24 protein-coding genes are annotated in these 21,243 nt (G+C 62.1%); 2 read left to right on the forward strand and 22 right to left on the reverse strand.

Translation table 11 applies throughout. The features are described 5' to 3' along the window. Positions 1-15: 15 nt before the first annotated feature. From CDO35_RS20220 to CDO35_RS20280, 12 genes are all read right to left on the reverse strand, one after another. On the reverse strand, positions 16-372 hold the full coding sequence (locus CDO35_RS20220; RefSeq protein ID WP_003245164.1) for a PilZ domain-containing protein: 357 nt from the start codon (positions 370-372) through the stop codon (positions 16-18). A 126-nt stretch (positions 373-498) separates the two neighbouring features. Further along, positions 499-1,491 (reverse strand): DNA polymerase III subunit delta', encoded by a 993-nt coding sequence (locus tag CDO35_RS20225; protein WP_099526407.1) that lies wholly within the window; start codon positions 1,489-1,491, stop codon positions 499-501. Continuing rightward, positions 1,484-2,116 (reverse strand): dTMP kinase, encoded by a 633-nt coding sequence (gene tmk, locus CDO35_RS20230; protein WP_099526408.1) that lies wholly within the window; start codon positions 2,114-2,116, stop codon positions 1,484-1,486. Before tmk ends, CDO35_RS20225 begins: the two co-directional genes overlap by 8 nt. 9 nt (positions 2,117-2,125) lie before the next feature. Further along, positions 2,126-3,181 (reverse strand): endolytic transglycosylase MltG, encoded by a 1,056-nt coding sequence (gene mltG / locus CDO35_RS20235; RefSeq protein WP_099526409.1) that lies wholly within the window; start codon positions 3,179-3,181, stop codon positions 2,126-2,128. Positions 3,182-3,184: 3 nt separating this feature from the next. Beyond that, positions 3,185-4,000 (reverse strand): aminodeoxychorismate lyase, encoded by an 816-nt coding sequence (pabC, locus tag CDO35_RS20240; RefSeq protein WP_099526410.1) that lies wholly within the window; start codon positions 3,998-4,000, stop codon positions 3,185-3,187. Continuing rightward, positions 4,000-5,244, reverse strand: coding sequence for a beta-ketoacyl-ACP synthase II (gene fabF, locus CDO35_RS20245; RefSeq protein ID WP_099526411.1), 1,245 nt, complete (start codon positions 5,242-5,244; stop codon positions 4,000-4,002). Before fabF ends, pabC begins: the two co-directional genes overlap by 1 nt. Before the next feature lie 111 nt (positions 5,245-5,355). Continuing rightward, complete coding sequence (acpP, locus tag CDO35_RS20250) at positions 5,356-5,592, reverse strand: acyl carrier protein (RefSeq protein WP_003245177.1); 237 nt, start codon at positions 5,590-5,592, stop codon at positions 5,356-5,358. A gap of 228 nt (positions 5,593-5,820) precedes the next feature. Beyond that, positions 5,821-6,564, reverse strand: a complete 744-nt coding sequence (gene fabG / locus CDO35_RS20255) for a 3-oxoacyl-ACP reductase FabG (protein ID WP_099526412.1) — start codon at positions 6,562-6,564, stop codon at positions 5,821-5,823. A gap of 15 nt (positions 6,565-6,579) precedes the next feature. Further along, positions 6,580-7,518, reverse strand: a complete 939-nt coding sequence (fabD, locus tag CDO35_RS20260; protein WP_099526413.1) for an ACP S-malonyltransferase — start codon at positions 7,516-7,518, stop codon at positions 6,580-6,582. A gap of 270 nt (positions 7,519-7,788) precedes the next feature. After that, the gene (plsX, locus tag CDO35_RS20270; protein ID WP_099526414.1) at positions 7,789-8,799 is read right to left on the reverse strand and encodes a phosphate acyltransferase PlsX; all 1,011 of its coding nucleotides are present in this window, start codon (positions 8,797-8,799) and stop codon (positions 7,789-7,791) included. Between the two features lie 3 nt (positions 8,800-8,802). Next, entirely contained in the window at positions 8,803-8,985 is a 183-nt protein-coding gene (gene rpmF / locus CDO35_RS20275) for a 50S ribosomal protein L32 (protein ID WP_003245185.1), read from the reverse strand. A 13-nt stretch (positions 8,986-8,998) separates the two neighbouring features. After that, a complete protein-coding gene (locus CDO35_RS20280) occupies positions 8,999-9,526 on the reverse strand; it encodes a YceD family protein (protein ID WP_099526415.1) in 528 nt (175 codons plus the stop codon). A 110-nt stretch (positions 9,527-9,636) separates the two neighbouring features. Between CDO35_RS20280 and CDO35_RS20285 the strand changes: the two genes are divergently transcribed. Next, entirely contained in the window at positions 9,637-10,218 is a 582-nt protein-coding gene (locus CDO35_RS20285; protein WP_099526416.1) for a Maf family protein, read from the forward strand. Positions 10,219-10,262: 44 nt separating this feature from the next. On the opposite strand, the gene sppA is transcribed toward CDO35_RS20285, so the two are convergent. From sppA to rluC, 3 genes are read right to left on the reverse strand one after another with little or no spacing between them, the layout of a single operon-like run. Beyond that, entirely contained in the window at positions 10,263-11,240 is a 978-nt protein-coding gene (sppA, locus tag CDO35_RS20290) for a signal peptide peptidase SppA (protein WP_099526417.1), read from the reverse strand. Next, entirely contained in the window at positions 11,230-11,925 is a 696-nt protein-coding gene (locus CDO35_RS20295; RefSeq protein ID WP_099526418.1) for an HAD-IA family hydrolase, read from the reverse strand. Before CDO35_RS20295 ends, sppA begins: the two co-directional genes overlap by 11 nt. Beyond that, positions 11,918-12,871 carry a 23S rRNA pseudouridine(955/2504/2580) synthase RluC gene (gene rluC / locus CDO35_RS20300; protein WP_017677613.1) on the reverse strand — a complete coding sequence of 318 codons (954 nt, stop codon included), beginning with the start codon at positions 12,869-12,871 and terminating at the stop codon, positions 11,918-11,920. The genes CDO35_RS20295 and rluC overlap by 8 nt, the downstream gene beginning before the upstream one ends. A gap of 578 nt (positions 12,872-13,449) precedes the next feature. Between rluC and rne the strand changes: the two genes are divergently transcribed. After that, positions 13,450-16,500: a ribonuclease E gene (rne, locus tag CDO35_RS20305; protein WP_099526419.1), complete on the forward strand. Its 3,051-nt coding sequence runs from the start codon at positions 13,450-13,452 to the stop codon at positions 16,498-16,500. 113 nt (positions 16,501-16,613) lie between these two features. On the opposite strand, the gene murB is transcribed toward rne, so the two are convergent. Genes murB through CDO35_RS20340 form a run of 7 tightly spaced genes read right to left on the reverse strand, consistent with a single transcriptional unit; the run spans position 16,614 to position 21,126 of the window. Further along, a complete protein-coding gene (murB, locus tag CDO35_RS20310) occupies positions 16,614-17,633 on the reverse strand; it encodes a UDP-N-acetylmuramate dehydrogenase (protein WP_099526420.1) in 1,020 nt (339 codons plus the stop codon). Continuing rightward, on the reverse strand, positions 17,630-18,094 hold the full coding sequence (locus CDO35_RS20315; protein ID WP_099526421.1) for a low molecular weight protein-tyrosine-phosphatase: 465 nt from the start codon (positions 18,092-18,094) through the stop codon (positions 17,630-17,632). Before CDO35_RS20315 ends, murB begins: the two co-directional genes overlap by 4 nt. Next, positions 18,094-18,858, reverse strand: coding sequence for a 3-deoxy-manno-octulosonate cytidylyltransferase (kdsB, locus tag CDO35_RS20320; RefSeq protein ID WP_099526422.1), 765 nt, complete (start codon positions 18,856-18,858; stop codon positions 18,094-18,096). The genes CDO35_RS20315 and kdsB overlap by 1 nt, the downstream gene beginning before the upstream one ends. Then, positions 18,859-19,044: a Trm112 family protein gene (locus CDO35_RS20325; protein WP_013714804.1), complete on the reverse strand. Its 186-nt coding sequence runs from the start codon at positions 19,042-19,044 to the stop codon at positions 18,859-18,861. It abuts the gene before it with no gap. Between the two features lie 22 nt (positions 19,045-19,066). Continuing rightward, positions 19,067-20,068 carry a tetraacyldisaccharide 4'-kinase gene (gene lpxK, locus CDO35_RS20330; protein WP_099526423.1) on the reverse strand — a complete coding sequence of 334 codons (1,002 nt, stop codon included), beginning with the start codon at positions 20,066-20,068 and terminating at the stop codon, positions 19,067-19,069. Then, entirely contained in the window at positions 20,069-20,497 is a 429-nt protein-coding gene (locus CDO35_RS20335) for an ExbD/TolR family protein (protein WP_099526424.1), read from the reverse strand. Beyond that, on the reverse strand, positions 20,494-21,126 hold the full coding sequence (locus CDO35_RS20340; RefSeq protein WP_017677620.1) for a MotA/TolQ/ExbB proton channel family protein: 633 nt from the start codon (positions 21,124-21,126) through the stop codon (positions 20,494-20,496). The genes CDO35_RS20335 and CDO35_RS20340 overlap by 4 nt, the downstream gene beginning before the upstream one ends. Positions 21,127-21,243 lie beyond the last annotated feature (117 nt).

The raw sequence follows: 21,243 nt of genomic DNA on the forward strand, positions 1-21,243 counted from the left end.
TCGCGGTCAGAAGGCTTACATCGTATGGGTCGGGCGGTCGGACTTCAGCGCGCCAGCGAGGTAGGTTTCGATCTTGTTGCGCGCAGTGTTATCACCGTCGTTGAACTGCACGCCGACACCGGCAGCACGGTTGCCCTGCGCGCCTTTCGGGGTGATCCACACCACCTTGCCGGCAACCGGAATCTTCTCCGGCTCATCCATCAGGTTGAGCAGCATGAACACTTCGTCACCGAGCTTGTAGCTCTTGTTGGTGGGAATGAAGAGGCCGCCATTCTTGATGAAAGGCATGTAGGCCGCGTACAGCACGGACTTGTCCTTGATGGTCAGGGACAGAATTCCGTTACGGGGACCCAGATTGGGTGGCAGGCTCATCAGCACATTCCTGGCGTTTATTGCTTAATGCCTGATTCTAGGGCCTGACCATACTCATGCGCAAACAACCAGGTGGCAGGCAGCCGGCAGAATGTGACGCCCTGCCGAATCCTGCCATGACGCTGCTCAGCCGCGATCCTGCCCAGGCAGTGACGCCCATTGCACCAGCAGCGCTTCGAGCAGCAGCACACGGTTGAGGTTGGCTTTGCCCATCACCTTCTGCCGCTGCGCGAGCAGCCATTCCTGAATGGCCAATACCTTGGCCTGCGCGCTCTTGTCCGCCAGGTATTGCACCACCTTGCGCATATCGGCCTGGCCGAGGCCTTCCTCGTCCTTGGTCAGTTGGTAGCGCAACATCAGCTGAGCCCAGTCGCAGAACCAGTCGAACAGCAGATTCAGCGGCAGTGAGTTCCAGCTTTCGGCCAGTTGGCTGGGCGATATCTGCTGCTTGAGCAGTTTCTTCACACCCTCCACGGCCTGGGCACGCTGTTCGCGCACGCCCTGAGCCTGCAGGCGCACGGCGGCCAGCGGCGAACCCGCTGCGAGCGTCAGCAGGTCGGCGCGCTCATCGTCACCCAGTTCGGGCAATGCCTGGGCCAGCCAGGCCAGGCTCATCGCCTCGCTCGGTAAGGGGCAGGCCTGCTGCACGCAGCGACTCTTGATGGTCGGCAACAAGCGGCTTGGCTGGTGACTGATGAGCAGCAGCACGGTATTGCCGGACGGCTCTTCCAGGCTTTTCAGCAGCGCGTTGGCGGCGTTGAGGTTCATCGCCTCGGCCGGCTCCAGCAGCACCACTTTGCGCCCACCCAGCTGCGCGGTCTGCACTACGAAATCGACCAGCTCACGCACCTGATCGACCTTGATCGGCTTGTCCGCCTCTTCCGGCTCCAGCACGTAGTTGTCCGGGTGAGTACCGGCGGCCAACAGATGACAGGATTTACAGTTGCCACAGGCATCTAGCCCGTTCGGACTCTGGCACAACAGGCGCGCCATGAGACGCTCAGCCAATGCACGCTTGCCTATCCCGGCCGGGCCATGCAGCAGATAGGCATGAGCATGTTGCGTGCGCCCGGCCAGTTGCTGCCAAAGCGTTTGCTGCCAGGGATAGACCTCAGCCACGGCAAGCCTCCAGCAGGCTCGGCAGCAAGGCATCGATATCGGCTTGCACCTGCATCAGGGTCTGCCCGGCATCCAGCACCCGATAGCGTTGCGGCGACTGCTCGGCGCGCTGCAGATAGGCCTGGCGTACGGCCTCGAAGAAGCCACGGCCTTCCTGCTCGAAACGATCCAGGCGACCGCGAGCCGCAGCGCGAGCCAAACCAACCTCGACCGGCAGATCGAAGATCAGCGTCAGGTCAGGACGCAGCTCACCCTGGACGAACTGTTCCAGTTGCGCGATGCGCTCGATGGAAAGACCCCGGCCGCCGCCCTGGTAGGCGTAAGTAGCATCGGTGAAACGGTCGCACAGCACCACGCTACCTTTGGCCAGAGCCGGACGAATGACCTGCTGCAGGTGCTGGGCGCGGGCGGCGAACACCAGCAGCAATTCGGTATCGACCGCCATCGGCTCATCGCTAGGATCGAGCAGCAATTCGCGGATGCGCTCGGCCAGCGGCGTACCGCCGGGCTCACGGGTCAACAACACGTTAATGCCGCGCTCGCGCAGGCGCTCGGCCAGGTACTCGCGGTTGGTGCTTTTGCCGGCGCCTTCCGGGCCTTCCAGGGTAATAAACAGACCGGTCACGGATTGCCCTTATTCAGTTTCGGCCGCCGCGCGCGGCGCGGGGCTGGAGCGGTAGTCGGCGCGACGCTTGAGCTGATATTCGCGCACCGCGCGATTGTGCTCGGCCAAGGTGTTGGAGAACACATGGCTACCGTCGCCTCGCGCGACGAAATACAGCGTGGTGCCATCGAGCGGGTTGAGCGCGGCGTTGATCGCCTCACGGCCGACCATGGCGATGGGCGTCGGCGGCATGCCGTCGATGGTGTAAGTGTTGTAGGGCGTCGGTGTACGCAGATCAGCACGAGTGATACGCCCGTTATAGCGCTCGCCCATGCCATAGATAACCGTTGGGTCGGTCTGCAGACGCATGCCCATGCGCAGACGACGAACGAACACACCGGCGATCTCGCCGCGCTCCTCGGGCACGCCGGTTTCCTTCTCGATCATCGAGGCCATGATCAGCGCGTCATAGGGCTCGCGATAGGGCAAGCCCTCGGCACGCTTCTTCCACTCCTCGGCCAATACGCTTTCGAGGCGTGCGTTGGCCTGCTTGAGCAGGTCCTCGTCGCTCATGCCGCGTACATAGCGATAGGTGTCAGGAAAGAAACGCCCCTCGGGGTTCTGCCCGGCCAGGCCCAGGCGCTCCATCAACTGGACATCGCTGAGATCGGCCAGACGCTGCTCCAGGCGCTCCTGCCGGCCCAAGGCGGCGCGCACCTGGCGGAAGTTCCAGCCCTCGACCAGGGTCAGGCTGTACTGCACCACCTCGCCACGCTGCCACAGGCCGAGCATGTCTCGCGCCGTCTGCTGCGGAAGCAGTCGATATTCACCGCTGTGCATGGCCGGAGCACGCAGATTGAAGCGCCAGTACAGACGCAGCCAGAAGGCGTTGTCGATCACGCCATCCGCCTCCAGACGATTGAGCAGGCCGCTCGGAGTGGCGCCGGACGGCACCTCCAGAAGCATTTCCTCAGTCAGATGCAGAGGCTGTTCCAGCGCTCTCTGCTGCTGCCAGGCGGCCCCCACGACTAGCAGCGCAGCCAGTAGCACGCCGCACTCAAGCAGCACCAAGATCTTGCGTAGCACCAGTTATTTACTCAGTAGGTCGCAGACGATGGCCTGCAGTTTACGGGTGAGCGGCCCGACCGACCAGTGTCGCTCTTGCAGCGCCCGCACAGGCCAGATGCCGTAAAGGCTGTTGCAGAGAAAGACTTCATCGGCATCCAGCAGTTCGGCGGAGGAAACATCGCGTAACTCGACGGCCAGTCCGAGCAACTGCGCCTGCTGCAGGATCTCGGCACGCATCACGCCAGCCACGCCACAGCGCGACAGATCAGCCGTCACCAGCCCACCGCCGACGACGAGGAACAGGTTGCTGTACACGCCCTCGATGACTCGGCCACTGCTGTCGCGCATCAGGCCTTCGGCGCACTCGGCATCCTGCCATTCGGCGCGCGCCAACACCTGCTCCAGGCGATTAAGGTGCTTGAGCCCGGCCAGCAGCGGTTGCTCAGCCAGACGCGTCTCGCAGGGAAACAGACGCACGCCCTGCTCGGCGTGCGCGGCAGGGTACTGCGGCAACGCAGCAGATTGCAGGATGCGCAGCGGCTGACAGGGTTGCGGTGGCGCGTAGCCTCGCTGGCCCTCGCCACGGGTGACGATGAGTTTGGTCACACCCTCGCCCAACTGCCCGGCGAACGCCTGCAGCTCGCGCTCCATGAGAAGCAGATCGAGAGGAATGGACAGACGCCGACAGCCATCGGCCAGGCGCGCCATGTGCCGCGCCAGCAGCGGAATGTGCCCGCCGCGCACGGCGATGGTCTCGAACAGACCATCACCGTAAGCCAGGCCACGGTCGCGAACCGACGACTGCTCGCCGGGCACGCCGTTGACCCAGCTCAGCATCAGCCGTTGAACCGACGGAACAGCAGCGAGCCGTTGGTGCCGCCAAAGCCGAAGGAGTTCGACAGAGCGATCTCGATCGGCCTGGCTTTGGCCTGATGCGCAACGAAGTCCAGATCGCAGCCTTCGTCCGGCTCATCTAGGTTGATGGTCGGCGGCGCAACCTGATCACGCAGCGCCAGCACGCTGAAGATCGCTTCCACGGCGCCTGCAGCACCCAGCAGGTGACCGGTCATGGACTTGGTCGAGCTGACCGACAGCTTGTAGGCATGATCACCGAACACGCTTTTCACCGCGGCGACTTCAGCCTTATCACCCGCAGGCGTCGAGGTGCCATGCGCGTTGATGTACTGCACCTGATCGGCATTGATACCCGCATCACGCAGGGCGGCGGCCATGCAGCGCGCTGCACCGGCGCCATCTTCGGGGGGCGAGGTCATGTGGAAGGCATCGCCGCTCATGCCGAAGCCAATCAGCTCGGCGTAGATGGTGGCGCCACGCGCCTTGGCGTGCTCCAGCTCTTCCAGCACCAGCGCGCCGGAACCATCGGACAGCACGAAACCGTCACGGCCCTTGTCCCACGGACGGCTGGCCTTGGTCGGCTCGTCGTTGCGCGTCGACAGCGCACGTGCAGCACCGAAGCCGCCCATACCCAGGCCGCAAGCCGCCATCTCGGCACCGCCGGCAACCATCACATCGGCTTCGCCGTAGGCAATGTTGCGCGCGGCCATACCGATGCAATGCGTGCCGGTAGTGCACGCTGTGGCGATGGCGTAGTTCGGCCCCTGCAGACCCAGGTGAATCGACAGGAAGCCGGAAATCATGTTGATGATCGAGCCTGGCACGAAGAACGGCGAAATACGCCGCGGCCCCTGCTCGTGCAGCGATTTGCAGTTGTTCTCGATATTGGTCAGGCCGCCGATACCGGAGCCCATGGCCACACCGATGCGCTCACGGTTGGCATCGGTGATATCCAGCCCGGAATCACGCACGGCCTGGAAGCAGGCTGCGAGACCGTACTGGATGAACAGGTCGAGCTTGCGCGCCTCTTTGGCGGACAGGTATTCCTCGACGTTGAAGCCCTTGAGCGATCCGCCAAAACGGGTGGAGTAGGCGGACAGGTCCATATGCTCGATCAGACCGATGCCACTGCGCCCGGCCAAAATGCCCTGCCAGCTGCTCGGCACATCGTTACCCAGCGGCGACAGCATGCCCATACCGGTAACCACGACGCGTCTACGCGACACAGCAATCTCCTCTTGTTCTACTCAGGCGCCACATGCGCCTTGCACGTAAAGAAAAGCCGCACGCCTGATTAGGGCAGTGCGGCTTTTCTCGGTCAGAAAGCTGACGGTGACTTATTGCGCGTGGGCAGTCACGTAGTCGATAGCTTCCTGAACGGTGGTGATCTTCTCAGCTTGCTCGTCCGGGATCTCGGTCTCGAATTCTTCCTCGAGAGCCATCACCAGCTCAACGGTGTCAAGAGAGTCGGCACCCAGGTCTTCAACGAAGGAAGCGCTGTTGGTTACTTCCTCTTCCTTGACGCCAAGTTGCTCAGCAACGATTTTCTTGACGCGTTCTTCGATGGTGCTCATACCTTGTTTTCACTCCTATTGGACAAATCCAGGCAGCTGGTAGCGGCCAAGTGTATAGAAAGGGTTTTTAGCATTTCAAGCTGAATGCCGGGGAGCCCCCAGGAACACTTCAACGATCTGTCTATAAACCTGTTGCAGCTTTATAACGGATTTTAGACAGCCACTATGACAGTTTTCTGATGGCTCGCGTCACATTCGAGAGCCTCCGATCATTCGAAGGCGCCCTTTTTAGCTCATGTACATACCGCCGTTCACCGGAATAGTAGCGCCAGTGACGTAGCCTGCGCCATCGGAAGCCAGGAATCCGACAACTTTGGCAATCTCTTCAGCCTGGCCCAGACGACCCAGCGGAATCTGAGTCAGCAGCGCTTCACGCTGTGCTTCAGGCAGCTCACGGGTCATATCGGTGTCGATAAAACCCGGAGCGACCGAGTTGACCGTGATACCGCGAGAACCCACTTCACGCGCCAGAGCGCGGCTGAAACCTTCGAGACCGGCCTTGGCAGCCGCATAGTTGGCCTGCCCGGCATTGCCCATGGCACCGACCACGGAACCGATGTTGATGATGCGACCGAAGCGCGCCTTGGTCATGCCACGCAGCACGCCCTTGGACAGGCGATAGAGGCTGTTCAGGTTGGTATCGATGACGTCGAACCACTCGTCGTCTTTCATGCGCAGCATGAGGTTGTCGCGCGTGATGCCAGCGTTGTTGACCAGAATCGCCGGAGCACCGAACTGCTCGACAATAGCGCCCAGCACAGCCTCGACGGACTCGGCGCTGGTCACATTCAGTTCCATGCCAGTCCCACTGACACCATGCTCTTTCAGCGTGGCAGCAATGCGCTCGGCACCGGATGCCGAAGTAGCAGTACCGATAACGGTAGCCCCCTGACGCCCCAATTCCAGTGCGATTGCCTGACCGATGCCACGGCTGGCGCCAGTGACCAGCGCGACCTTACCTTGCAGACTCATGTTCGTTCTCCTTTCTCAAGCCAACGCAGCGCGAGCAGCGGCGAAAGCATCGGGGGTATCCAGATTGTAAGTGTTGATGCCTTTGACGCAGCGCTTGTTCAGGCCGCCCAGCACCTTGCCCGGGCCGCACTCGACCAGCTCGGTAACGCCCTGCTCGGACAGACGCACCATGGACTCGACCCAGCGTACCGGGCTGTATAGCTGCGCCAGCAGGTCGGCTTTCAGCGTGGCCAGATCCGATACCACGGCTGCACTGACGTTCTGTACCAGCGGGATCTGCGGCGCCTGCCAGCTCAGCGCTTCTACCGACTCAGCGAAACGCTCGGCGGCCGGCTTCATCAGCGCGCAATGCGACGGCACGCTGACCGGCAGCGCCATGGCGCGCTTGGCGCCACGGGCCTTGCACGCCTCGATGGCGCGCTCGACGGCAGCAGCGCTACCGGCGATCACCACCTGGCCAGGTGCGTTGAAGTTCACTGCGCTGACCACATCACCCTGCGCAGCTTCGGCGCAGGCAGCCAGTACGTCGGCATCTTCCAGACCGAGGATGGCAGCCATACCGCCCTGCCCGGCAGGAACGGCCTGCTGCATCAATTGACCACGGCGCTCCACCAGCTTCACGGCATCGGCAAAGGCGATGCTGCCAGCGGCGACCAGCGCGGAATATTCACCCAGGCTGTGACCGGCGACGAACGCCGGCTTGGCGCCGTTTTCGGCCTGCCACAGGCGCCACAGGGCGACGGAGGCAGTGAGAATGGCCGGCTGAGTCTTGTCGGTCTGGTTCAGTTGCTCTTCCGGGCCTTGCTGGGTCAGCGCCCAGAGGTCGTAGCCGAGCGCTTCAGAGGCTTCACCGAAGGTATCGAACACCAGCTTCTGCTGAGCACCGTGATCGGCAAGCATGGCTAGGGCTTGCGAGCCTTGACCGGGGAAGACGAATGCGAGGGATGCAGACATGAATAAGTCCCTTGAGTCGAAAAACCAACGCCAGGCGAGCCTGGCGCAGCAAACTGACAGTTGGATGACAGGCTACGCGCAGCGGTCACATTAGCCAGCAGCCTATGCCCTGAAGGGCGCCTCTAAAAACGTAGGCGAGGCAGCCAGCGCAAGGCAAAAATAGGCGAAAAAGCGGAGTTTACGCGCTGTAAATGAGCATTTTGAGCCTGTTTTTAACGCCGCGATGGCAACGCAGGTAGTTTTTAGAGGCGCCCTGAAAACGTGACGAGTCTACAGTAACAAGTCTTCGAGGCGACCATGCAGTCGCTGCGGCAAATTTTCCTGCACCTCGCGCAACGCACAACGAATGGCGCTCTGGAAACTCTCCTGCCCCGCCGCACCATGGCTCTTGACCACGATGCCCTGCAGCCCGAGGAAACTCGCACCATTGTGCTTGGCGGGCGCCAGGTCGGCCTTGAGGCGACGCAGAAGCGGCATCGCCAGGGCACCGATGGCCTGCGCGAACAACCCCTCACTGAACAGCGTCTCGACCCGCCCGGTGATCATCTTGGCCAGGCCTTCGCTGGACTTGAGCAGGATATTGCCAACGAAGCCGTCGCACACCACGACATCGGCTTCACCGCGGTACATGCCGTCGCCCTCGATGTAGCCAATGAAGTTCAACCCTGGCGCCTGCTGCAGCATATTGGCCGCCAGCTTGACCTGCTGATTGCCCTTGATGTCTTCAGTACCGACATTGAGCAAGGCGATCCGCGGCCGAGGGACGCCCAGCGTCTCGGCAGCCACGGCGCCCATGATGGCGAACTGATAGAGGTGCTCGGCACTGCAATCGACGTTGGCGCCCAGATCCAGCAGGTAGCAGTGACCACGCTCGGTAGGAATCGGGCTGACCATGGCAGGCCGATCGATACCTGGCAGCGTCTTCAGCACATAACGCGACAGCGCCATCAGCGCACCGGTGTTGCCCGCGCTGACGCAGGCATGCGCCTGACGCTGACGCACCAATTCCAGCGCCACGCGCATCGAGGCATCCGGCTTGCCGCGCAGGGCCTGAGCTGGACGCTCGTCCATGGCAATCACTTCACTGGCGTGATGAACCTGCAGGCGCGAGCGATCGACGCCAGACTGGCGAGCGAGCTGTTCTTCGATAAGGGGAGCTTGACCGACAAGGGCGAGGTGCAGCGAGGGGAATTCGGCCAGCGCAGAAATGCAGGCCGGAACAATGCAGTGGGGACCGAAGTCCCCACCCATTGCATCAATCGCGATGATCGAGGCGGACAAGGATTACTCGTCAGCGCCCTTGTCGATCACTTTGCGACCGCGATACACGCCTTCCGGAGAAACGTGGTGGCGCAGGTGAACTTCACCGGTGCTCTTCTCTACGGACAGGGTGCTGGCCTCGAGGGCGTCGTGCGAACGACGCATGTCGCGGGCGGAACGGGATTTTTTGTTCTGCTGAACAGCCATAACTCATTAACTCCTAAACGTTTGGGTCACGCTTTAACTGCGCCAATACACTGAACGGGTTGGACCGCGATACCTCGTCCTCGCCTGGCTCGGGCTCATCGAGACCGTCCGGCTGCTGGCAATCACCTGGGGCATGAGCAGGAACGATTGGCAGGGCGAGAAGTAACTCTTCCTCGACCAGACCAAGAAGCTCCAGCGGCTCTTCGCCCACTTCCAGTATGTCGTAGCCCTTGGGCAAGGACTGAGTGTTCGCTCCAACCCGAACCACTGCGTATTCACATTCGCTGCGGATGGGTAGCGCGACCAGCTCCAGACAACGCTGGCAGACCATTTTGACCTCAACCTCGAGCTCACTGCGGATAACCACAGTTTTCTGCTCGTCACGGGCGAAATGAAACTTCGCCTGCACCGTACCAACCGTATCGGCAAGCGGGTCGCAGAGACGCGGCAGGCTGGCCAGTTCGAGCTGCCCTTCAAGAGTAGCTTCGCGGTCGGCGAGCTTGCGCGGATCAACGTGAGGTGGAATCGGCCCATTCAACATAGGCGCAGCATTCTAGGGATGCACCCTGTCCATGTCAAAGGAAATTCGGCCTGTTTTCGAGGCGCGACGGCCAGTAGAATTTCCCACCCACGCGTATAAAGGAAGAGAACATGCCCTCACTGCTGCTCGCCTCCAGCTCACCCTACCGCCGCGAGCTGCTCGAACGCCTGCAACTGCCCTTTACCTGGCAGTCACCCAGCATCGATGAAAGCCGCCGCGAGGGCGAAGCCGCCATCGACCTGGTCAAACGCCTAGCTGAAGAAAAGGCACGCGCCCTCGCCGCCAACCACCCAGACCACCTGATCATCGGCTCGGACCAGGTCGCCGCACTCAGCGACGGACAGATACTCGGCAAACCCCACGATCTGCCGAGAGCCCAGCAACAGTTGCGCGCCGCCAGCGGCAGCAGCGTCACCTTTCTGACCGGACTGGCACTGCTCAATTCGAGCACCGGCAAATGCCAGGTCGAATGCGTGCCCTTCACCGTGCATTTTCGCCCACTGAGCGACGAGCAGATCCTGCGCTACCTGCAACGCGAGCAGCCATTCGATTGCGCCGGCAGCTTCAAGTCCGAAGGTCTGGGCATCAGCCTGTTTCGCAGCACCGAGGGCGAAGACGCCACCAGCCTGGTCGGCCTGCCACTGATTCGCCTGGTGGACATGCTGCTGAACGAAGGCATCGAGATTCCTTGACTCATCAATAAAGAAGGCCCGCTAAGCGGGCCTTCTTTTATATATCAGCGCAGCGTCGGCCCCTGAAAGCCCATCCACAGCGCAATGCGATCCGCGACACTGGTACCCAGGCGCTTGGCGAAGCGATCAAATGGCGTATCACGCTGAGTGAAGTCGACCATCTCTTTCTGACCAATCACCTCACGCGCCACATAACTGGCACTACCCAGCGCATCGACCAAGCCCAGCTGCAGCGCCTGCTCGCCGGACCAGACCAGCCCCGAGAACAATTCGGGATGCTCGTCAGCCTTGAGGCGATCACCACGCCCCTGCTTCACGCTGTCGATGAACTGACGATGAGTGGTGTCCAGCACGGTTTTCCAGAAGCGGGTTTCCTCTTCCTTCTGCGGCTGGAACGGATCGAGGAATGCCTTGTGCTCACCCGAGGTATAGACGCGACGCTCGACACCGAGCTTGTCCATGGTTTCAACAAAACCGAAACTGGCCGCCGTAACACCAATGGAGCCAACCAGACTGGCCTTGTCGGCATAGATCTCATCGGCCGCGCTGGCGATGTAATAGGCACCGGATGCACCCAGATCACTGATCACAGCGTAGACCTTGGTCTGCGGATACTCGCCACGCAAGCGACGAATCTCGTCATAGATGTAGCCGGACTGCACCGGACTACCGCCCGGGCTGTTGATACGCAGGATCACACCCTTGGTATTGGTGTCCTCGAAGGCGGCGCGCAGACTCCCCACCACTTTGTCGGCACTAGCCTCCTCTCGATCAGCGATCATGCCGCGAATTTCGATAAGCGCCGTATGCGCCTCAGTGGTCGAGGCCTTTTTCAAATCAAGCACCGGCAACACCAGCGCCAGCGCACCGAACAGATAGATAAAGGTCAGCAGCTTGAAAAAGATGCCCCAGCGACGCGAGCGACGCTGCTCCTGAACACTGGAAAGCAGTGCCTTTTCCAGCAACTTCCAGCTTTTGGCATCCTCGCCCGACGAAGACGATGACTTCCACTCATCCGACATGCTCACTCACCTCTGCAGGACGCTGCGCCTGACGGCCTTCCAGCCATGCACGCAGCTCATTGAATTCATTGATCACCAAACGCGGCGAGCACTCGCGCAGCACCGACAACGGCTGTGCACCGAAACCTACCGCCACCGCGTCCATCCCGGCATTGCGCGCCATCAGCAGGTCGAAGGTCGAATCCCCCACCATCAGCGCGCGCTCGGGCTGCACCCGGCAATGCGCAAGAATCTCGTGCAGCATCAGCGGATCGGGCTTGCTCGCCGTCTCGTCAGCGCAACGGGTGATATCGAAGTAATCCAGCCAACCCTTGTCAGCCAGCACCCTATGCAACCCCCTGCGCCCCTTGCCGGTCGCCACAGCCAGTTGATACCCCTGCTCACGAAAGACTTCGAGCGACTCGCGCGCACCCTCGAACAACGGTGACGGCTCGGTTTCCAGCGCCAGATACTGCTCACTATAGGCGCGCCGGATGGTTTCGATTCGCAGCGACTCATCGAGTTCCGGGTACAGCGTGCGAATCGCAACCCCAAGTTCCAGCCCAATGATCCCGCGCACTGCGACATCCGTGCAGCGCGGCACGCCCGCCACATCGGCCGCGCGATGCATGGCCTCGACGATACGGCCGATGGAATCCACCAGCGTGCCATCCCAATCGAAGATCAGTAGCTGATAATCAGGCACTCAGGCGCTCCAGGGTCTTGGCCCACATCTCGTCCACCGGCGCCTCGAGCTTCAGCACGCCACCATCAGGCAGCGGCACGTGCAACTCGTAGGCATGCAGGAACAGGCGCTTGCCGCCCAGCTCGCGAATCTCGCGGGAGAAGTCGTCATCGCCGTATTTGCTGTCACCGGCAATACCATGGCCTGCATATTGCGCGTGCACACGAATCTGGTGGGTACGACCAGTGATCGGCCTGGCTTCGACCAGCGTGGCGAACTCGCCAAAACGGCGCAGCACACGAAATACCGTGAGCGCCTCCTTGCCCTCGGGATTCACCTCGACCATACGCTCGCCGGAGCGCAGGTTGCTTTTCAGCAGCGGCGCGGCGATCTGCTTCTTGGCAGTCGCCCAATGGCCGCGCACCAACGCCATATAGCGCTTGTCCACGCCATCGCCGCGCAGTGCTTCGTGCAGGTGGCGCAGCATGCTGCGCTTCTTGGCGATCATCAGCAGGCCGGACGTATCGCGATCGAGACGATGCACCAGCTCCAGATCCTTGGCATCGGGACGCAACTGGCGAAACGCCTCGATCACACCGTAATTCAAGCCGCTGCCACCATGCACGGCGATACCGGCCGGCTTGTTCAGCACGATCAGCGCCTTGTCCTCATAAACGATGGCGGCTTCGAGGCGCTGCAGCAGTCCCTGCGCCAGCGGCTCGGGCTCATCACGCTCAGCCAGACGCAGCGGCGGCACACGCACGACATCGCCAGCCTGGAGTTTGTATTCGGGCTTGATCCGACCCTTGTTAACCCGCACCTCACCCTTGCGCAAAATGCGGTAAATCAGGGTCTTGGGCACGCCCTTGAGCTGTGTCCTGAGGAAGTTGTCGATGCGTTGGCCGGCGAGTTCCGGTGCAACCTCGATCAGCTGAACGCCGGAGGTTGGAGAGGCAGGAGTAGTCATCGCGCAATCATAACAATTTTTTATGGAATTGAAGCACTTAATCATTGCTGCTATAGTCGCGAACGCCGCCAAAAGCGGCCTGGCTTGTGGATGAATGCCAAACTTGCCATCCCCTGCCCGCGCAAACGTATTTGGACGTGAGGCCGTCCGACGGATTCTTCAGGTTAGAAAGGCCGCAAAAGGCCACGAAGACTTCGGAAATAAAGCCTTGAGTATGATGCGCGATTCGCCCGCCGGGCGGTCGCGGTAACTGACAACCGCTGCGGAATCCGCGCGCGGCACCCGATTTTCAGCGATACGTGTAGGGTGGAGATGTACAACTGTCGGACTGCGTAGCACATCGCTTGATCAAAGACGCCTCATCTCGTCCGCTACCGCCAGTTGATTCCTCTTCCTGACTGAGTGCTTTCTGTCACCACAGCAAGCAGGAGACGTCCGTCGCGACCGCCGCCTGATAATGGCTGACCGTCGCTAGACAGTGGAACGATTTACGACCGTTTCTGACGCGCCTGACACCGACCCTGAGAGTCGTGTGTGCCTAACGTGGCTTCCGCTAGCCCGGAACCCATTGGTACCACATGAAAAGAATGCTAATTAACGCAACTCAGCCCGAAGAGTTGCGTGTTGCCCTGGTAGATGGCCAAAAACTCTACGATCTGGACATCGAGTCCGGCGCCCGCGAACAGAAGAAGGCCAACATCTACAAAGGCCGTATCACCCGCGTTGAACCCAGCCTTGAAGCCGCTTTCGTCGATTTCGGCTCCGAACGCCACGGTTTCCTCCCCCTCAAAGAAATCTCCCGCGAATACTTCTCCAAGTCTCCCGAAGGCGGCCGCGTCAACATCAAGGACGTGCTCAAGGAAGGCCAGGAAGTTATCGTCCAGGTCGAGAAAGAAGAGCGCGGCAACAAGGGCGCAGCCCTGACCACCTTCATCAGCCTGGCCGGTCGTTACCTGGTGCTAATGCCGAACAACCCACGCGCTGGCGGTATCTCCCGCCGCATCGAAGGCGAGGAGCGCAACGAACTGCGCGAAGCGCTGAATGGCCTCAATGCGCCGGCCGACATGGGCCTGATCGTGCGCACCGCCGGCCTGGGTCGTTCCAGCGAAGAAATGCAGTGGGACCTCGACTACCTGCTGCAACTGTGGAGCGCCATCAAGGAAGCCTCCACCAGCCGCCCTGCCCCGTTCCTGATCTATCAGGAATCCAACGTCATCATCCGCGCCATCCGCGACTACCTGCGCCAGGACATCGGCGAAGTGCTGGTCGACAGCGTCGAAGCCCAGGAAGAAGCCCTGTCCTTCATCCAGCAGGTGATGCCGCAGTACGCCAGCAAGATCAAGCTGTACGAAGACAGCGTTCCGCTGTTCAACCGCTTCCAGATCGAAAGCCAGATCGAAACCGCCTTCCAGCGTGAAGTGAAGCTGCCGTCCGGCGGCTCCATCGTCATCGATCCGACCGAAGCCCTGGTGTCCATCGACATCAACTCGGCGCGCGCCACCAAAGGCAGCGACATCGAGGAAACCGCCCTGCAGACCAACCTGGAGGCGGCCGAAGAAATCGCCCGCCAACTGCGTCTGCGTGACATCGGCGGCCTGATCGTCATCGACTTCATCGACATGACCCCGGCCAAGAACCAGCGCGCCGTCGAAGAAAAGGTGCGTGAAGCCCTGGAAGCCGACCGTGCCCGCGTTCAGGTCGGCCGCATCTCGCGCTTCGGCCTGCTGGAAATGTCCCGCCAGCGTCTGCGTCCATCCCTCGGCGAGACCAGCGGCATCGTCTGCCCGCGCTGCAACGGTCAAGGCATCATCCGTGACGTCGAATCCCTGTCGCTGGCCATCCTGCGCCTGATCGAAGAAGAAGCGCTGAAAGATCGCACCGCCGAAGTCCGCGCCCAGGTGCCGATCCCGGTCGCCGCCTTCCTGCTCAACGAGAAGCGCAACTCGATCACCAAGATCGAACTGCGCACTCGTGCGCGCATCGTGATCCTGCCGAACGACCACCTGGAAACGCCGCACTTCGAAGTGCAGCGCCTGCGTGACGACAGCCCGGAAGCGCTGAGCGGCCAGACCAGCTACGAAATCGCCGCTACTGCGGAAACCGAAGAAGCCGCTGCCCACCCGGCCGCTGCCACGCGCACCCTGGTTCGCCAGGAGGCCGCAATCAAAGCCGCACCACGCAGCAGCGCCCCGGTCGCAGCCGAGCCGCAAGCACCGCTGACGCCGACCAAAGCACCTGAGCCGAGCCTGTTCAAAGGCCTGGTGAAGTCGCTGGTCAGCCTGTTCGCCGGCCAGGAAGAAGAAGCCAAGCCGGCTGTCGTCGAGAAGAAGAACAGCGAGCGTCCGCCGCGTGAAGAACGCCGCAATGGTCGTCAGCAGAGCCGCAATCGCGGTGGTCGTCGCGACGAAGAGCGCAAGCCGCGCGAAGAACGTGCACCGCGTGAAGAGCGCCAGTCACGCGAGCCGCGCGAAGAGCGTCAGCCTCGCGAAGAGCGTGCTCCACGTGAAGAACGCGCCCCACGCGAGCCGCGTGAAGGCCAAGAAAACCGCCGCGAGCGCAAACCACGCGAAGAGCGTGCTCCGCGTGAAGAGCGCGTACGTGAACTGCGCGAGCCACTGGACGCCGCCGGCAATGAGCAACGCGAAGAACGCGCCGAGCGCCAACCACGCGGTGAGCGCCAGGAGCGTCAGCGTCCGCCACGCGAAGAACGTCAGCCACGTGCCGAGCAGGCCGAGGCTCTGCAGGATGAAGCCCTGCCAAACGAAGAACAGCTGCAGGATGACGAGCAGGACAACAACGATGGCGAACGTCCGCGTCGCCGCTCTCGTGGCCAGCGTCGCCGCAGCAACCGTCGCGAGCGTCAGCGTGATGCCGACGGCAACCTGATCGAAAGCGCCGAGAACAGCGAAGCCGCAGGTAACGAAGCTCAAGCCGCCGCTCCAGCTGCCGTAGCCACTGCCGCCGCCGTGGTTGCAGAAAGCGTCGATAGCAGCGAGGCCGTTGCCAGCGAAGCTCCGGTCAACCCAGCACCGGCCGTCGAAGCACCGGCTGCTCAGGTTGAAGAAGCCCCTGCTGCTCAACCGGTCGAGGCGCAAGTCGAAGCTACCGTGACTGAAGTGGTCGAAGCTCCGGTCGCGGAGAAGGCAACTGAAGCAGAGCCGGCCGCAGTCGAAGCCCCTGTCGTCGTGGAAGCTGCTGCTGCCGAGCCGGTCGCACAAGCTGAGCCGGTTGTCGAAGTCGCCCAGGAGCCTGTTCCGGCACCGGTCGAGCAAGCCCCTGCTGCCGCAGCGGTTCCGGCAAATGCCACTGGCCGTGCGCCGAACGACCCGCGCGAAGTGCGTCGTCGTCAGCGTGAAGCTGAGCGCCTGGCGCGCGAAGCTGCACAGGCTGCCGCTGCAGCCCCGGCTATAGAGGCTGCGCCAGCAGTCGAAGTTGCTCCGGCCGCCGAAGCAAGCGCCCCGGTAGAAGCCGAAGCCACTGCAGTCGAAACCGCTCCTGCGGTCGAGCCAGTCGCCGAAGCCGAAACCACTCCTGTCGTCAGCGAGCAAAACGTGAGCGAAGCGGTAGAGCAAGCGCAGCAGGACGAAGAGACACCAGCCGACAAGGAAGAGGTCAAGCCCCAGGCTTGATCCTCCTGCGGTCACTAAAAAGGGGATGCCTAGGCATCCCCTTTTTCATTTCCGTGTCTGGCGCTGCAGAAGCGTAGCCTGGATGCAATCCGGGAGTGGCAAGCAGGAACAGATCAGAGCACGTTAGGCTCGATCTCCAACTCAACACCGAAGCGCTCGAATACATCAGCCTGGATACGCTGCGCCAACTGCAGCAGTTGCGCGCCCGTGGCGTTGCCGTAGTTGACCAGCACCAGCGCCTGCAAACGATGCACACCGGCATCACCCTCACGCGCGCCCTTCCACCCTGCCCGCTCGATCAACCAGCCAGCCGCCAGTTTGGCCAGGCCAGCACCAGCCGGATAGCTGACCAGATCAGCATGCTCGGCGCGAATACGCTCGGCCAGTTCGAATGGCACCACCGGATTCTTGAAGAAGCTGCCGGCGTTACCCAGCGCGGCGGGATCTGGCAGCTTTTCGCTGCGAATGGCGCAGATTGCCCGGCTGACATCGCTTGCAGTCGGTGCCTCGATGCCCATCTCAGCCAGGCGCTGACGTACCGGACCGTAATCCAGACGCAGCGAAGCCAGGCGACTCAGACGAAAGCGCACGCGCAGGATCAACCAGCGCCCGGCTTCACGCTTGAACAGGCTGTCGCGATAGGCGAAAGCGCATTCTTCGAGGGTGAAGTCGCGTAGTTCTCCGGTCTGTCGATCCAGCGCAGTCAGGCCTTCGAACAGATCCTTGATCTCCACGCCGTAGGCACCGATGTTCTGCATCGGCGCGGCGCCGACGGTGCCGGGAATCAGGCTGAGGTTTTCCAGGCCATTGAGGCCTTGCGCCAGGCTCCATTGCACGAAGGGATGCCAGGGCTCGCCAGCTTCGGCCTCCACCAGCACCTGCTCGCCGTCGTCCTCCAGAATGCGAATACCACGGCTGGCCATGCGCAGCACCAGCGCCTCGACATCGCGAGTGAGCAGCAGGTTGCTGCCGCCGCCGATCACCCGCAGCGACAAGCCGTGCTGCTGCGCCAGGCCTAACGCCTCGCGCACTTCGTCGTCGTCACGGGCTTCGGCGAATAGCCGGGCGCGCACGTCGACGCTAAAACTGTTGAAGGCCTTGAGCGACACGTCGCTCTGCAGATTCAGGCTCACAGGCGCCCCTTGATCTCGATTAACAGCGCATCACTGGCCTGTTCTATCAGGTCCAGCACCTGCTCGAAGCCATCTTCGCCGCCGTAGTAAGGGTCCGGCACCTCATCCAGTGCAAGCTGATAACGGCGCAGATAGAGATCGAGGTCAGCACCGGAATTGGCAGGACGCAGCGCCTTGAGGTTGCGCAAATTACTCTGATCCATGGCCAGGATCAGGTCAAAGCGCTGAAAATCGGCGGCCTCGACCTGGCGCGCACGCTGTGCAGACAAATCATAGCCACGGCGCAGCGCGGCTTGGCGCGTACGACTGTCCGGCGCCTTGCCGACATGCCAGTCACCGGTGCCGGCGGAATCCACCTGCACCCGATCTTCCAGGCCAGCTGCGCGCAGCTTGTGGCGAAATACGCCTTCTGCCGTCGGTGAACGACAGATGTTGCCCAGGCAGACAAACAGAACCTTCATCAGGCCCCCAGCAGGTGGCGTACCCGCTCCAGGTCTTCGGCGGTATCCACGCCAGCAGCCGGCGCTTCCAGCGCATCGGCGACATGGATGCGCACGCCGTTGTACAGCGCACGCAGTTGCTCCAAGCATTCGGTATCTTCCAGCCAGCATGGCCCCCAGGCCACGAAATCATGCAGAAAGCCGGCGCGGTAGGCGTAGATACCGATATGACGGCGGTACGGCACACCTTGCGGCAACACATCGCGGTTCTTGGCGAAGGCATCGCGCGCCCAGGCCAGCGGCGCACGGCTGAAGGTCAGGGCCAGGCCGTTCTTGTCGGCGACGACCTTGACCACGTTGGGGTTGAACAGCGCGGTGACGTCCTCGATGGGCTCGGCCAGGGTGGCGATACCGGCCTGCGGATTGGCTGCCAGGTTGGCTGCCACCTGATCGATAATCACAGGCGGAATCAGCGGCTCATCGCCCTGCACGTTAACCACGATGGCATCGGACGGCAAACCAAGCTGGGTGGCGACTTCAGCCAGGCGATCGGTGCCGGAGTTGTGATCCTCACGAGTCAGCAGCACCTCGGCGCCAAAGGCCTGGCAGGCTTCGACGATACGCGCATCGTCGGTGGCGATGACCACGCGCTGGGCCGAGCTCTTTTTCGCCTGCTCCCAGACGTGCCGCACCATGGGCTTGCCGGCGATGTCCTGCAACGGCTTGCCGGGCAGGCGGGTGGAGGCGTAACGAGCAGGAATGACGACGGTGAAGGCTGCGTTCATTTACTTGTCCAGACGCTCATCGGTATTCAGGGTCCGCGCTTCGCTTTCCAGCATCACCGGAATGCCATCGCGAATCGGGTAGGCCACACCAGCGCCCTTGCTGATCAGTTCGGTCTTGTCTTCGGAAAGCTGCAGTGGGCCTTTGCAGATCGGGCAAGCGAGAATATCGAGCAGTTTGAGGTCCATGGCGCAGTCCTTGATGGGGTCATCAAGACCCCGGTATGAGGCGGGCCAATTCGTTATCCAGCCAGTCGACAAAAGCCGGCGTGGGCACGGCGTCAACGGCCAGGTACCACCAGTCGGCGGCGGCGAAGGCCCGGCATTTCACCGCATCCTTTTCCGTCATCAGCAGGGGCAGCGACGGCTCGAAACTGAGCTGCGCGGCATCGTACTGGGCATGGTCGGCGAAGGGGTGCGGAACCGGCCGCCAGTTTAGCGCTTCGAGGGTATTGAAGAAACGTTGCGGATTACCGATACCGGCCACCGCATGCACTGCCTGGCCTGGCGGCAGATGATCGAGGCCGACGCGCTCACCACTGGCCAGATTGACCAGTGCGGTCGGCTGCAAGCGAAAGGCGTAGCCATCGGCGCGGTCGGCTTCGGCTCCATTGAACAACACCGCATCCACCTCATTGAGACGCTCGGCCGGTTCACGCAGAGGCCCGGCAGGCAGGCAGCGGCGATTGCCCAGACCGCGCGCGGCATCGATCAGCACCAGTTCCAGATCGCGCGCCAGACGGTAGTGCTGCAGGCCATCATCGCAGAGGATCAGGTCCAATGCTTCTTCGGCCAGCAACGCACGCACGGCGCGGCTGCGATCCGGGTCGATCATCAAGGGCACGCCTGTACGCTGGACGATCAGCAGGGGCTCGTCACCTGCTTCGGCCGCAGGTTGCTCGGCACGCACGCGCCACGGCAGGCTCGGCGGCGTGGCGCCATAGCCACGGCTGACCACGCCGACCTTGAGGCCACGGGCGCGGCAATGCTCGATGAGAAAGAGGATCAGCGGCGTCTTGCCGGTACCGCCGACGGTGATATTGCCCACCACCAGCACCGGTACCGGGGCACGGTAGATATCGCCCTCGCCGGCCAGAAAGCGTGCACGCTTACCCTGCACCACACGGCGGTACAACCACTCCAGTGGGCGCAGCAGTGCCAGCGCCGGGTGGCCGCGGTACCAGGCCTCGAGCAAGCGATCAGCAGCGCTCACTTAAGGATTTTCCTGTGCTTCCACCGTGGTGATGCGCAGGTGCGAGAAGCCCAGCTTGCCGGCAGCGTCCATGGCCGTGATCACCGCCTGGTGTGGGGTCTTGCCATCGGCACTGAGGATCAACGGCAGGCTGTTGTCGCCGTCGGATTCCTTCTGCAGCGCCGCCATCAGGTTGCTCAGATTGCTCTCCAGCAGCGCGTTGCCATTGACCGAGTAGGCGCCATCGGCACCAATCAGCACCTCGACCTGCTTGAGCTCGGTCTGCTCGGGCGGCGTGCCACTGGCCGCCTCAGGCAGATCGACCTTGAGCTGGGTCTCGCGGGTAAAGGTGGTGGTAACCACGAAGAACAGCAGCAGGATGAATACCACGTCGATCAACGAGGCCAGGTTGATCTCGACGTTCTCCCGCGGTTTGCGCCGGAATTTCACGCCTTGCCCTCACCCAGGTCGACGTCGCGATCACCCTGCACCATTTCCACCAGCTTGATCGCTTCCTGCTCCATGCCGACTACCAGTTCGTCGACACGACGCTGCAGATAGCGATGGAAGAACAGTGCCGGGATTGCCACCATCAGGCCGGCCGCCGTGGTGATCAGCGCCTTGGAGATACCACCGGCGAGCATCGGCGCGTTGGCCATGCCCGAGCCCATGAAGGAGCTGAAGATTTCGATCATACCCAGTACGGTACCGAGCAGGCCGAGCAGCGGCGCGATGCCTGCAATGGTGCCGAGCGCATTGAGGTAGCGCTCCAGCTCGTGGATGACGCGGGCTGCGGCCTCCTCGATGCACTCTTTCATGATCTCGCGACCATGCTTGGAGTTGGCCAGGCCGGCAGCGAGAATCTGCCCCAGCGGCGAATCCTCGCGCAGTTCCTTGAGCTTCTGGTTATTGAGTTTCTTGTCCTTGATCCAGCGCCACACCTGAGCCAGCAGATTGGCCGGGGTGACGCGGGCGGGCCGCAGGGTCCACAGGCGCTCGGCGACGATGCCGGCAGCAGCGATGGAACAGAGAATGATCGGCAGCATCATCCAGCCGCCAGCTTTGACCAGTTCCCACACGGTAGAGAATCCCCCCTCGAAAAAGTCGCGCCACTCTAGCATAGGGTTTAAAGGGTCTGTGGGCGTTTCGTCACAGCCGCGACGGAGCCTGTTTTGCCGCAGGGCTAGGCGCGAGGA

It is taken from the genome of Pseudomonas sediminis (genome assembly GCF_002741105.1).
Lineage (GTDB): Bacteria > Pseudomonadota > Gammaproteobacteria > Pseudomonadales > Pseudomonadaceae > Aquipseudomonas > Aquipseudomonas sediminis.

Excerpts from the sequence above, each read along its gene's own strand:
- fabG (WP_099526412.1), bottom strand. The coding sequence starts at position 6,564 with ATGAGTCTGCAAGGTAAGGTCGCGCTGGTCACTGGCGCCAGCCGTGGC.
- kdsB (WP_099526422.1), bottom strand. The coding sequence starts at position 18,858 with ATGAACGCAGCCTTCACCGTCGTCATTCCTGCTCGTTACGCCTCCACC.
- rne (WP_099526419.1), top strand. The coding sequence starts at position 13,450 with ATGAAAAGAATGCTAATTAACGCAACTCAGCCCGAAGAGTTGCGTGTT.
- sppA (WP_099526417.1), bottom strand. The coding sequence starts at position 11,240 with ATGTCGGATGAGTGGAAGTCATCGTCTTCGTCGGGCGAGGATGCCAAA.
- CDO35_RS20280 (WP_099526415.1), bottom strand. The coding sequence starts at position 9,526 with ATGTTGAATGGGCCGATTCCACCTCACGTTGATCCGCGCAAGCTCGCC.
- fabD (WP_099526413.1), bottom strand. The coding sequence starts at position 7,518 with ATGTCTGCATCCCTCGCATTCGTCTTCCCCGGTCAAGGCTCGCAAGCC.
- CDO35_RS20325 (WP_013714804.1), bottom strand. The coding sequence starts at position 19,044 with ATGGACCTCAAACTGCTCGATATTCTCGCTTGCCCGATCTGCAAAGGC.
- acpP (WP_003245177.1), bottom strand. The coding sequence starts at position 5,592 with ATGAGCACCATCGAAGAACGCGTCAAGAAAATCGTTGCTGAGCAACTT.
- rluC (WP_017677613.1), bottom strand. The coding sequence starts at position 12,871 with ATGACTACTCCTGCCTCTCCAACCTCCGGCGTTCAGCTGATCGAGGTT.
- pabC (WP_099526410.1), bottom strand. The coding sequence starts at position 4,000 with ATGCTGAGCTGGGTCAACGGCGTGCCCGGCGAGCAGTCGTCGGTTCGC.
- CDO35_RS20315 (WP_099526421.1), bottom strand. The coding sequence starts at position 18,094 with ATGAAGGTTCTGTTTGTCTGCCTGGGCAACATCTGTCGTTCACCGACG.
- CDO35_RS20220 (WP_003245164.1), bottom strand. The coding sequence starts at position 372 with ATGAGCCTGCCACCCAATCTGGGTCCCCGTAACGGAATTCTGTCCCTG.
- rpmF (WP_003245185.1), bottom strand. The coding sequence starts at position 8,985 with ATGGCTGTTCAGCAGAACAAAAAATCCCGTTCCGCCCGCGACATGCGT.
- CDO35_RS20285 (WP_099526416.1), top strand. The coding sequence starts at position 9,637 with ATGCCCTCACTGCTGCTCGCCTCCAGCTCACCCTACCGCCGCGAGCTG.